Here is a 12451-nt window from a genome sequence, read left to right as displayed (position 1 = left end):
TAAGGGGCTTTACAGTTATATTAAAATGGTCAAAACATAGTCGAATAATCGTTTCATGCACTGTGTGTTTTTAGATAAAACAGCAATCTGTGCTGGCGGTATAGATTATTTTTTTAGACAATAGCGGCTTATTTAAGCCCCTGGAGGTGTCATGTCAGATTTGCGGCAAAAAGCATTGCAGAAAATTGCAAAATGTCTGGAGTTAGGACAGTCTGCTAACGTGCATGAGGCTGCGCAAGCTATTCGTATGGCGGAGCGTCTGATGCATAAGCATGGCTTGGAGCAGGCGGACATCGATTTTATCCGAATGGGGATCACCCGCGCTAAGCAATTATTACCAACTCAGCCAGGGCAAAATATTCTGCGGATTATTCGTGGGATTAACGCTCGTTTTGGTGTGGAAGCGGTATTGGTCGACCATAAAGGTCTTAAGCGTTTAGAGTTCGTCGGCGATGCGGATAAGGCTGTGTTTGCCGCATTTGCCTTTGATATCCTGTATCGGGAGATGCACCAGCAGATTGGTTCGTTTCGTACCAGTTTAAGTGGCAATGGTTTGTCTCAGCATGAGCAAAATCGTCGTGTTGCGTCATTTACCGCCGGTTGGCTCGAAGGCGCGCTGGAAAAACTGCCTAATTTAGCGGGCGATCACTCCGACTCTTTAGACGATTATCTTGACCAGCAGTTTGCTAATCTCGACCGGGAAACATTTAAAGAACAGCTTAAAAAATCGATGGCGCAACTGACGCCAGATTTTGAGTCGGGCCTGAAAAAAGGCAAGCGTGTTAGCGTCAATCGCCCTGTCAGTGGTAAACAGTCTCCTCGCCAACTTTCTCAATCCTAATCTTTTTTATTTCAACTGTTCGCGGATGCTTTGGCATCGCTTTTGCAAAATTCTGTTTATCGTTGCACTGACAGAGTTTTGACGCATGATCCAATTACAGCTATCGACGGCAGTTCATCCAGCCCTGAAACATCGTGGTGTGGACTTTAGTGACCCGTTTCAGTGGTTCTGGTCCGGTCATCAATTCACCATTAACCAGCAGGAATGTTTGTTGTTAATGGAGCGCCAAAGCGGCTATGTGATGCTGTTTTTTGATTTGACGGGGCAAGATTATGCCGCCTTTTTGCGTGTTTGGCAGCGGCGGTTGCTTGCAGAGGTACTGACGGTGAGTGACTTAGATCCATTATCGCAAAGCCGATTGCAGGTCGAGCTGCTAGAGCGTTGTACTCAGCTGCATATCAGCGAACGAGCGCCGATGGTTACACCGTCAATGCAAATGGTGGTCAGCGGGGTCGAATTGCTAGCAAAGCGCTATCAGGGCCTACCTGAAAATGAATCTGAAGAATTTCGCTGGGGAGTCATTCTTAATCAGGCCCGGCGTTTTCAAGGTGAAACAGCATATCAGCGTTTTGCTGATGACTGTTTGTTATGGATGAACGATGTCTATGCGGTTGATGAACCCGCCAAGGCAGTCGTGTGGCATTAGCTATGAGTCTATATCGGCTCTTAGGTCATCCGTCTGCGTGCGTTTAATATCTTCTTCCAGCTGGTTTAATGAACGCTTAAGTGGCTCAATAGGCTGCTCAGTTTGTTCACTGATAAACTGCTTGAGAGATTTTTGAAGCGTTTGCAATACATCAATAAGTGTTGCCTGCGCTTTGAGGTTAAGCGTCTCAAAATAGCGAGTATAATGAAGTGCTTGATGAAGATAACGCAGCTGTTCCTCTTCCGATGACTGGATATACCAGAATCGAACCAGATTTAAACATGAGCGAAGATAGATCTTTAATATTTCAGCTCGCTTGGCATCTGGAGTCTGGTCGCTAATCCCTTCCATCCAGTAACGAGCCTGCTCCAGAGCTGCCAAATAGTGAACTAACGCAATGCCTGGTTGATCTTGTTGCAAAGATTGTTCACCAGCTTGCGTTCGATGATGCCAAACAGAGTAACTCATCGTATTCAACTCCTTAATCGACAGATAGTTTCGGTGTATTTCTCAGTTTTAAGGTTTAAATTTTCTCCTATTGTTTCAATAATCAATTACCTGTGGGATGACTGTTGCAGCTTCGTGCGTTAGTTGTTGATTCCTTAAGATAATGATCGTGAAATTTAATGTGCTAGCAATAGCAATAAACCTAGATAAGCCCACTAAAGGGATCATAATTATAGCATAAAATCCTGTCCCGCTTGAGCCAAAAGTATTAATCGTGACCTTACCGACAAAAATAAAAAAGGATGCCGAGGCATCCTTTTACTATTTACTATTGAGTAGCTTAATTTTTTTGAAAATTAGTTCTGAATAAGCGAGATATCAGCGACTTTCAAGAACAATTCCCGAAGTTTTGCCAACAGAGCTAAGCGGTTGGCAGCCAATTTAGGATCGTCTGCCATCACCATTACTTTCACAAAAAATTCATCGACTGGTTCTCTAAGACTTGCCAGTTCGGTCAATGCTTGTGTGTATTGGCCATTATCAAACAGCGGTGCTACTTGCTGGCTGAGCTCATCAATGCGTTTAGCCAGTTGACGCTCTTCATTGTCGACAAACAAGCTTTCATCAAGCGCTGGTGCTATCTGCGCTTCATTTTTAGCTAAAATGTTTGCGACTCGTTTGTTGGCACTTGCCAGTGCTTCAGCAGGTTCCAGTGAGCGGAAATGGCTGACCGCATTTAAGCGATTGGCAATATCCGTTGGTGCGCTTGGATGGCGTGCCAGAACTGCTTGGATAACACTGATATCAACACCTTGTTCTTGATAGAAGGCTCGTAGACGAGCATAAATAAATTCCATCAACTGTTCGACTACTTCCGCGTGTTCTTGCTCGCTAAGCTCAACCGGTTGGGTGCTCAGTGAAGCCTTAAACAGCTGGAGTAAATCAAGTGCATAGTCTTGTTCGGTGATGATGCGAATGACACCTAATGCCGCACGGCGCAGGGCAAATGGGTCTTTGTCCCCTTTCGGTGGCATTTTAATAGCGAAAATACCAGCGAGCGTATCGATTTTATCGGCAATCGCAACGGCTGCACCTTCTTTACTTTGTGGCAGTTTGTCCCCAGAAAAACGAGGTTGATAATGCTCACCAATGGCTTCGGCAACAGCGGCAGGTTCGCCATCATGGCGCGCGTAATACATGCCCATGGTGCCTTGGATGTCGGTAAATTCCATGACCATTTCACTCATCAGGTCAGTTTTACACAACAGTGCAGCGCGTTTGGCATATTCGGCATTGGCATCAATCTGTTTTGCAATAATTTCAGCCAGTGATGCGATACGGCGAGATTTATCAAGCAGTGTTCCCAGTTTTTGCTGGAAGACAACATTGCCCAATGACTCTAAGCGGTCTTCAAGTTTGATTTTACGGTCTGTGTTATAGAAAAATTCAGCATCCGCCAGACGAGGGCGAACCACTTTTTCGTTACCACGAACCACTTGAATAGGGTCTTTACTGACGATGTTGGCGATGAAGATAAACCGTGGCAGCAGCTTGCCGTCTTGGTCCAGAATAGGGAAATATTTCTGGTTATCTTTCATGGTGTAAATCAGTGCTTCAGCTGGCACTTCAAGATATTTTTCCTCAAAGCTTCCGACCATTGCAACTGGCCATTCAACCAGTGATGTGACCTCTTCAAGCAGGCCTTCATCGATATCAGCTGTGCCATTTTCACGAGCGGCTTCTGCTTCAATCTGCTCGCGAATAATTGCTTTACGGCGCTCGTAATCAACGATTACTTTACCGCGCAAATCGAGCATCTGCACATATTCATCGGCGTTGGTAAGCTGAAACTCTGCTTCACCCATAAACCGGTGGCCGCGAATGGTGCGAGCTGATTCAATCCCTAATACTTCGCCTTGGATCAGTTTTTCACCGTAGAGCATGGTGACTGTGTGAACTGGGCGAATAAACTGAGTGCTGCGAGCACCCCAACGCATCGGTTTTGGAATAGGCAGTTTGGCAAGCGCCTCGTTGATCACATTTGGAATCAACTGATTGATATGTTCGCCTTTGACTTGCGCGCGATACAATAGCCACTCACCTTTGTCGGTTTTGAGCCGTTCGGCATCAGCAACTTCAATGCCATTTGAACGTGCCCAGCCCATGGCAGCCTTGGTTGGATTACCTTCGCCATCGAATGCTGATTTGATAGCCGGACCGCGTTTCTCAACGATTTTATCAGGCGCTTGTTCAGCCAATTCGCTGACTAAAATCGCTAAGCGGCGAGGCGCGCCATACCATTTGATCTGGCCGAATGCTAAATCGGCTTCGCTAAGAGCTTTTTCAACATTGTCGGCAAATGCCTGTGCTAACTGCCGCAGCGCTTTGGGAGGCAGTTCTTCTGTGCCGATTTCAACTAATAAATTATTGGTACTCATAACTGCCTCTTAAGCTTGTTCTTTACACAGCGGAAAGCCTAGCTCTTCGCGTTTAGCGTAATAGCTTTGCGCAACGGCTTTGGCCAGAGTGCGGATCCGCAAAATATACCGCTGGCGTTCGGTGACTGAAATCGCATGGCGGGCATCAAGCAGGTTAAATGCGTGCGATGCTTTCATCACTTGTTCATAAGCTGGCAGTGGCAGGTCGGCTTCAATAAGGCGTTGACTGTCTTTTTCGCACTGATCAAATTGGCGGAATAATGCATCTACATCCGCGTGTTCAAAGTTGTAAGTTGATTGTTCGACTTCGTTTTGATGGAACACATCACCATAAGTCACTTTACCCATTGGACCATCGGTCCAAACCAAGTCATAAATGCTGTCAACTTCTTGGATGTACATCGCCAGACGTTCAAGGCCATAGGTAATTTCACCGGTGACTGGCGAGCATTCTAAACCACCAACTTGCTGGAAATAGGTAAACTGAGTCACTTCCATGCCGTTGAGCCAGATTTCCCAACCCAGTCCCCAGGCACCTAATGTAGGTGATTCCCAGTTGTCTTCAACAAATCGAATATCGTGGACTTCAGGATTAATTCCCAATTCCACCAGTGAGCCAAGATATAGTTCTTGGATATTATCCGGAGATGGTTTTAATGCGACTTGGAACTGGTAGTAATGTTGTAACCGGTTCGGGTTTTCACCATAGCGTCCATCAGTTGGACGACGGCAGGGCTGAATGTACGCACTGCTCATTGGTTCAGGGCCAATTGAGCGTAAAAATGTTTGAGGATGGAAGGTCCCTGCTCCGACTTCCATATCTAAGGGCTGAACAATAACACAGCCTTGGCGAGCCCAGTAATCCTGGAGCGCCAGAATCAATCCCTGAAATGTTTTGATATCATATTTTTGCATGTCGATTAATCGCGCGAGTTAGAAGTTCAAGCTGCTTTGAAACTAGCCAAGTATACACAGCTGATGGCAAGGGTCGATACACAGACTACGGAAAACCGTAATTTTTTAGCCAACAGCGGCTTTAATCAATGAGCCCTTTTTGGATCAAATATTCGTAGGGCTGATGTTCTGTCTGACTGGCCAGCAGCGTATGGTCCATAAACCGACAAAAACTAGGAATGTCACGTGTGGTCGACGGGTCATCAGCGATAACCTTCAGTTGCTGGCCATTGCTCAGCGACCGAATTGTCTTACGCACCATCATCACTGGCTCTGGGCACCGTAGACCGCGGGCGTCGAGTAATTGTGTGGCATCATCTGTTGATGTGGTCATGTTCGTTATCAAATTTGTTACAGCGAAAAAGGCATTGTACCGATTTGGCGTTCATTGACAATGAATTGACCGTCGGTGCGTGATTATTCTACTAGAAATTGCTCGCTCTTTTAACTAGCAGCCAGAATTGCGCGCATTAATTTTTCACTTGCCTCTTTGGGCGATGCATCTGGGGTGTTAAAAAAATTGGTGACAACATCTAAGATAGCACCTTGCACATAGCTGGTGGTGGCCATGCCATGAGCCACACTTGGCACGGCACTATGGGTTTTAAGGCTGCGTTTAAAAGCTCGTTCACTCTTCAGCGAGCAGGCATCAAATCCGGTCAGCTTTATATCGCTGCGAACTGGGATTGACCCTTTTATTTTGTTAAAGCGCGCTTGCAACTCAGGGCTCATAATTGTGTGGGCTAATCGTTGCTGGGCCTTGATATCATTTGGCTCGCTTAACTGAAACATCGCAAAACTATCCACCGAGTAGATAAATTGATGGGCCGTGCCGGGCACGGGAACGCAGCGAATATCTTTGCCCATTTTTTCGTGCGCCAGTAAAAACTCACCATTGGCCCAGTCGCCGATAATTTGCATTGCCGCCTGATTATGAATGACTTCCGCGGTTGCCCGGTTCCAGCTCTGATGGTTTTCTGGATGAACAATGTAAGGGCGCATTTTTTGTAGAAGTGCAAAAGAGTGCACCATCGCTGGGCTGGTTAGCACTTGGGGAAGGTGTTCAATAAATGCTTGTCGGTAGCCTTTAGCGCCGAGCTGAGATAGCGCAATGCTCTCAAATACCGTGGTGGTCTGCCAATCTTGATTGCCTTGTGCGAGCACCGGGTAGCCCGCTTGTTTGATTTTTTCGGCGACCGTAAAAAATTGCTCCCACGTTTTGGGAATTTCAGCGTGAGCTTTGGCAAAGATGGCACTGTTGATCCACAGCCAGTTAATTCGATGAATATTCACCGGAACAGCAACATAATGGCCATGGTATTTCATGTCTTTATTAATCAGCGCTGGAATGCGTTGATCCCAGAGCTGCGCTTTGGCAACGCCATCTAGGTTGGTCAAAAAACCAAGCGAAGCCCACTCTTGCAGCGCTGGGCCTTTAATTTGCGCAGCTGCCGGAGGGTTGCCTGATATCGCCCGCGATTTAAGTACCGTCATAGCGCTTTCGCCAGCACCGCCCGGCACAGCGAAATCTTGCCAATGTACGCCTTGGTTTTCCATCATCTGCTTAATGACTTGAACTGCTTTAGCTTCGCTGCCAGAGGTCCACCAATGCAATACTTCAACATCTTGCGAAGGAGCGCTAATGGCACTGATGGGCCAAACGGTGCTGAGCACCAGCACAACAATAAACCCTCTTAACTGGGCAATCACGGTGGTTTTCCTCTATTAACTATTAACGAATATGTGGAAGCTCTAGGATGACTTTGAGGCCCCGCGTTGGTAAGTTTTCTAAGGTGATTTCACCGCCATGGGCATGCGCGATATTGCGAGCGATGCCTAAACCAAGGCCGTTGCCGCTGGTGGTTTTATCAAGCCGTACATAAGGCGAAAAGATATCTTTGTGCAAAGTGGTCGGGATCCCTGGCCCTTGATCGATGAAATTTAACCGTAATAATGGCTCGCTATCGTCAATGACAATAGTCAGGTATTGGCCGTATTTAATGGCATTATCAACGATATTGCCAATGCAGCGTTTAATCGCCAACGGTTTGCCGCGGTAGCGTTGTATCGGCTTGCCCTCAATTGCAATGCTATCGCCGTAGCTTTCACAGATAATTTTCAACAGTGCCTGAATATCGATGTCCTGCAAATTTTCATGAATATCGGTTTCTTTCACCGTTTGCAGTGCCCCTTTGGCCATGATTTCCAGCTCGTCCAAGTCGCGATTAAATGTCGCGATGAGTTTTTCATCATCAAGCAATTCGGTTCGCAGTCGCAGTCGAGTAATTGGCGTTTTTAAATCGTGTGAAATAGAGCGAAACAGTTGCTCACGGTCATCAATATAGCGTTTGAGTTTTTCCTGCATGGTGTTAAATGCTCGGGTTGCTCGCACCAGCTCAATGCTGCCTTCTTCTTTAAGTGGCGGCTGATAGAGATTAAGCGCTAACTGTGATGCCGCGCTTGCCAACCGATTTAACGGGCGAGTCTGGCGGCGCACTAAGACAAAGGTGAAGATGCATAAAAATAAGGTGGTGAGCACTAAATTAAGTAACTGCCGCGATGGAATACTGGGTTCATCTAGCATCATGTAAGGCGCTGGCAATAGCGCTGCCAGATAAATCCACTCATGTGGTTTAAGCTCAATCTGCGTAACCAAAATGGGTGGATTAAGAGGCTCCATCGTCAGTGTGTAATGCGCCCAAGAGCGGGGCAAATCGGTCATCAAGGTATGGTTGTTGAGAACTTTTAGAGTATTAGCCGCAGAGAAATTGGTCACGATTTTATCGATGTGGCCTAGTTGCTGATGCAAAATCTCATTCACTTCAGTGATGACCATCTGTTTGCGCGAGCTTGGCTCGATGGATTCGATATTAATTTTTTCGCGGTTCAGTGAGACAAAGAATCGAGTGCCACCCATGTTGCGTAGCTGGTTAAGAACGATATGACGATAACGCAAAGGCAGCGACTCAAAAAAACGAACGGTGGAGGATAAGTTCATCGCAAGGTTTTTTGAGGTTGCTTTAAGCCCTTCATTTTCGGTCTGTTCAAATCGATAAGACCAGAACAGGTTGCTAATTCCTTGTGCCAGCGCGATGCCCAACAACAATAGAATCAGCATTCGCGATAATAGTGAGGTTGGAGTGAGAGCTTTGCGCCACTGTTTAATGTTCATAGCTGACTTGTGCAACTAATGTGTAGCCACTGCCTCGAATGGTCTTAATGATGCGTTTGCTTTTGCTGTTATCACCCAAGCGTTGTCGCAATCGACTGATTTGCACATCAATGCCGCGCTCTAACGGTAATATTTCACGTCCTCGAGTGGCATCGCTTATCATATCGCGATTGAGAATTTCATTGGGATGCTGCAAAAACAGCTGCAACAGCCGGTAATCGCCACCAGAAAGTTCCAGAGGTTTGCCGTTACTATCGATTAGGCTTTGTGTCTGGGTATCTAAGCGCCACTGATTAAAGCGAATAAAGCGAGCCGGTTGCTGCGCTTGATGGGTGACCTCAGAGCGTCTTAGCAGCGCCTTAATTCGGGCTAATAATTCACGTGGGCTAAAAGGCTTGGCAATATAATCGTCAGCGCCAAGTTCTAATCCCACGACTTTATCCATCTCATCCGAGTTGGCAGTCAGCATGATAATTGGAACGGTTGAATCTTGGCGGATTTTACGGCACAGCGTAAAGCCATCATCGCCTGGCAGCATAATATCTAAAATAATCAGATCTGGTTCTTGACCTGCCAACAACTTCAGCATCTGTTCGCCTTCGGCTGCTGTAATAACGACAAAACCTGATTTGCTCAGGTACTGCTCCAGAAGATTGAGGATCTCTTGATCATCATCGACAACTAAAATCTGCTTTTTTCGGGTCATAGTCCTTCATCACTGCCTGGTCCGTTCGGTCTTGGCAATTGTACCATGCTCGGTTGATTTGTTGAGTTTGCGAACGTTAAATCTTGAACTGTCGTCAATTATTCAGTTTGTTTGTCCAATTCATCGTAATTGCGATGAACTTATCTATAGTTATTAAAGGTGATTGAGCCAAGCACGGGTTACCAGCGGAGAGCAACGATGGACGAATCCAATGATGTGGTTTTATATCGAAGCCATATTGAACAGCTATGCCAGCGTAGCCGGGCGCTTTTGCAGGCGATGCAAGAGCAATTATTGGTGATTCATGCCGGTCATGCACTGCATCAGATTTTTGCCGAACAATCCTTGCCGTTTGTTCCAAGCGCTCTGTTTCGTCAATGGCTGGCGATTGGTGAAAGCGAACATGCCTGGATCATCACCTCACAGGATGCGCCGGCCCAGTTGTTTTTACTTCAAGAACATTTTGACCCAGCGTGGCAGCACAGTAGCTGGTGGCCACTTTTTGAAGTGACCTTGCTGCGCTCTGCCCATGAGATTGAGCGTTATTTGCCACAGCCTTTAGCCCACAGCATTTATCTCGGGCCGCATCCGGATATTGCCAAAGCATTGGGGTTTGAGCTGATTAATCCGGAGTTGGCGATTCACTATTTTCAGTATCATCGTGCGACTAAAACCGATTATGAACTTTTCTGCCTGCGTCAAGCGGGTGTTATTGCGCAGCGTGGACTGCAACAAGTGCATGATCGGTTCTATCAAGGCGCCAGTGGCTTAGATATCTATTTAGGATACCTAAAAGCAATTGGCTGCGCTTATTTAAACGACCCTGTTCAGGTAGCGTTTAATGAACAAATCGGCCAGCTTTCGCCGATGCGAATGAGCGCGCAACCATTGCCAGAAAAGGATAGCTATTCGTTATGGTTTAATGGTACTGCTGAGTTTCGTGGATATCGGGTTAAAATCGGTCGTTGCTTTGGGTTTCGCCGCGATTACTACCAGCAACTGGTTGGCTCATTAGAACAATTGTTACTCGATCTTACGGATGAGTTACGCCAAGGGCGCCCGCTTAGTGATATCAGTCGGCGCTATCGGCATCATTTAGCCAAATGGTTGGTCGAGCAAGAGCTCATACAAGGCAATATTCAGCAGTGCCTTAATAGTGGTTTGTTGGATATTGTATCTCCCCAACCTGTTTGTGAATTTGTTGGCTTGAGCATTAATGAGCCAGGAGCTCAGCTGCGTGACCCCACCGGCAGTGACATTTTGGCTCAGCCAAGCGATAAAGATGTCCGTATCCTAGGCTCAAGGCAGGTGATTGCCTTTAATGCGGGTATTTTTGTGAATCCCAATCGCCTCGAGCTTTTGAAAAAATCCTCATGGGTGGATTTGATCAATTGGCCACAAATCGATATGTTGCAGCATTATGGCGGCATTACTATGACCGATACGGGAATTGTGACCGATGATGGCATAGAGCGGATCACCGCATAAGTCGCTCTTTTTGACTTACCAACATAGAAGCGTGTCATGAGTAGTTTGTTTAATGTGCCTGTTAGCGAGGTGGAATCGTCACAAATCATCAAGAAAAGCCGTTTTATTACCCATCTGTTGCCAGTGGCTGACCGAGAACAGGCTTTTTTACAAATAGAACAGCTGCGTCAACGATATCCCGATGCTCGCCATCACTGTTGGGCGTTTATTGCTGGTGCCCCTGATGATACCCAGGTTCTAGGTTTTAGCGATGATGGAGAACCAAATGGCACCGCTGGCAAACCAATTCTCGCGCAGTTACAAGGCTCTGGTTTAGGATATGTGCTCGCTGTGGTAGTGCGCTATTTTGGCGGCATAAAACTGGGAACCGGCGGATTGGTACGTGCCTATGGCAGTAGTGTTGCGCAGGCTTTAGCAATCGTGCAGAAGACGCCTTATATTGCAAAAACCATCTTATCCATGCAATTTGGGTTTGACGCTTTAGGTGAGGTCAATCAGTTATTTACCCGCTTTAACGCCAGTCAGCAGTCAATTGAGTATAATGAAGGGGTCTGCGTTCGCGTTGAATTGCCAGCACAAAGCGCTGAGCAATTTATGCAAGCGCTAACCAATGCCTGTCGTGGTCAAATCGAATTTAATGTGCAGTTGCAAGATAAAGGATAACAATGACGATTCTAATCGGCTATTCAAGTTGTGATGGCCAAGCGCGTAAAATTGCCCAGAGTATTGCCAAAGAGCAAAGTGAAGAAGTTGAACTTCGCGACTTGTCACAGACTGAGCAATGGCCTAACCCAAGTGACTTTTCCAAAGTACTGATTGGCGCATCAATTCGTTACGGTAAATTTCGTCCAGCCGTTCATCAATATGTTGAACATTTTGCCAAAGAGCTGGCCGCTCGGCCTAATGCATTTTTTGGTGTGTGTCTAACCGCACGCAAGCCTGGTAAAGACGACCCGCAAGTGAACGTCTATATGCGTAAATTCGTGAAGATTCATCAATGGCAACCCCAATGCAAAGCAATGTTCGCAGGTGCGCTGCGCTATTCACTATATAACTGGTGGCAAACTCGGATTATCCAACTGATTATGAAAATCACTGGCGGTAGCACCGATACGAGTCGAGATATTGAATTTACCGACTGGAATAAGGTTGCTGATTTCGCGCAGCTATTTCGTAAACTTTAATGATGTTTTTAGCGCTTAAAGAGAAGTTTAAGCGCTTAACTGCTCTGGATACATTTTCCTTCTCTTTATTAGCTCTGGTATATCGCCGATTGTTGAAATCAACTTAAGTCCGATGGCGCAGTTATCATGAGATGTCCAAGCCATATGCGCGCAAATTCCAAATGTAATATTGTAAATCGCTTTAAGCTGGTGGTTTTCTCAACAAATCTGCTTTGAAATATGCCAACTTTTCGCCATGTTGCTGGCTTTGTGACCAAACACATGGTTTTCTTGTAAAAATATCGAATTTTTTACAAAAAGCACTTGCGTAAAAATGCCGTATCCCTATAATGCACCACCACTGACACGGCACACCTCACACGGGGTTGCGGTTCAAGGTTTCAAGCCGGTTTGGCTGGCTCGAAACGGAAAGCAAAAAACGAAAATAATCGTTGACAGTCTTTCCTCTGATGCGTAAGATGCGCATCCGCTTCAACGGCAAATGAGCTCAGAAGCAAACGTTCTTTAACAATTAATCAAGCAATCTGTGTGGGCACTCGCAGAAGATGATTTGCAAAAAGATTTAATCATCGACT

The 12451-nt window shown here is 46.2% G+C and carries 12 protein-coding genes; 5 read left to right on the top strand and 7 right to left on the bottom strand.

Translation table 11 applies throughout. From position 1 onward, the window contains the following. Positions 1–151 precede the first annotated feature (151 nt). Both ABTQ23_RS00060 and ABTQ23_RS00055 read left to right on the top strand, forming a co-directional pair. Positions 152–841: a DUF2786 domain-containing protein gene (locus tag ABTQ23_RS00060; protein ID WP_408613576.1), complete on the top strand. Its 690-nt coding sequence runs from the start codon at positions 152–154 to the stop codon at positions 839–841. 85 nt (positions 842–926) lie between these two features. Continuing rightward, positions 927–1487: a hypothetical protein gene (locus ABTQ23_RS00055; protein WP_408613575.1), complete on the top strand. Its 561-nt coding sequence runs from the start codon at positions 927–929 to the stop codon at positions 1485–1487. Here the strand turns inward: ABTQ23_RS00055 and ABTQ23_RS00050 are convergent, their stop codons facing one another. From ABTQ23_RS00050 to ABTQ23_RS00020, 7 genes are all read right to left on the bottom strand, one after another. After that, complete coding sequence (locus tag ABTQ23_RS00050; RefSeq protein ID WP_408613574.1) at positions 1488–1955, bottom strand: DUF2753 family protein; 468 nt, start codon at positions 1953–1955, stop codon at positions 1488–1490. 335 nt (positions 1956–2290) lie between these two features. Then, complete coding sequence (gene glyS / locus ABTQ23_RS00045; protein ID WP_408613573.1) at positions 2291–4372, bottom strand: glycine--tRNA ligase subunit beta; 2082 nt, start codon at positions 4370–4372, stop codon at positions 2291–2293. A gap of 9 nt (positions 4373–4381) precedes the next feature. Continuing rightward, complete coding sequence (gene glyQ, locus ABTQ23_RS00040; protein ID WP_408613572.1) at positions 4382–5287, bottom strand: glycine--tRNA ligase subunit alpha; 906 nt, start codon at positions 5285–5287, stop codon at positions 4382–4384. Between the two features lie 121 nt (positions 5288–5408). Beyond that, positions 5409–5660: a sulfurtransferase TusA gene (tusA, locus tag ABTQ23_RS00035; protein ID WP_408613571.1), complete on the bottom strand. Its 252-nt coding sequence runs from the start codon at positions 5658–5660 to the stop codon at positions 5409–5411. Positions 5661–5770: 110 nt separating this feature from the next. Then, positions 5771–7036: an ABC transporter substrate-binding protein gene (locus ABTQ23_RS00030; protein ID WP_408613570.1), complete on the bottom strand. Its 1266-nt coding sequence runs from the start codon at positions 7034–7036 to the stop codon at positions 5771–5773. Positions 7037–7058: 22 nt separating this feature from the next. After that, on the bottom strand, positions 7059–8498 hold the full coding sequence (locus ABTQ23_RS00025; RefSeq protein WP_408613569.1) for an ATP-binding protein: 1440 nt from the start codon (positions 8496–8498) through the stop codon (positions 7059–7061). After that, on the bottom strand, positions 8488–9204 hold the full coding sequence (locus ABTQ23_RS00020) for a response regulator (protein ID WP_408613568.1): 717 nt from the start codon (positions 9202–9204) through the stop codon (positions 8488–8490). The genes ABTQ23_RS00025 and ABTQ23_RS00020 overlap by 11 nt, the downstream gene beginning before the upstream one ends. Positions 9205–9402: 198 nt before the next feature. Between ABTQ23_RS00020 and ABTQ23_RS00015 the strand changes: the two genes are divergently transcribed. From ABTQ23_RS00015 to hemG, 3 genes are read left to right on the top strand one after another with little or no spacing between them, the layout of a single operon-like run. Continuing rightward, positions 9403–10692 (top strand): hypothetical protein, encoded by a 1290-nt coding sequence (locus ABTQ23_RS00015; protein ID WP_408613567.1) that lies wholly within the window; start codon positions 9403–9405, stop codon positions 10690–10692. Positions 10693–10728: 36 nt separating this feature from the next. Continuing rightward, positions 10729–11355, top strand: a complete 627-nt coding sequence (locus ABTQ23_RS00010; protein WP_408613566.1) for a YigZ family protein — start codon at positions 10729–10731, stop codon at positions 11353–11355. A 2-nt stretch (positions 11356–11357) separates the two neighbouring features. Then, a complete protein-coding gene (gene hemG, locus ABTQ23_RS00005) occupies positions 11358–11876 on the top strand; it encodes a menaquinone-dependent protoporphyrinogen IX dehydrogenase (protein WP_408613565.1) in 519 nt (172 codons plus the stop codon). The last annotated feature ends 575 nt before the right edge of the window (positions 11877–12451 follow it).

The organism is Celerinatantimonas sediminis, from assembly GCF_046054195.1.
Lineage (GTDB): Bacteria > Pseudomonadota > Gammaproteobacteria > Enterobacterales > Celerinatantimonadaceae > Celerinatantimonas.
The sequence above is the reverse complement of the archived record's forward strand: the minus strand, read 5'-3'. Positions and strand labels throughout refer to the sequence as shown.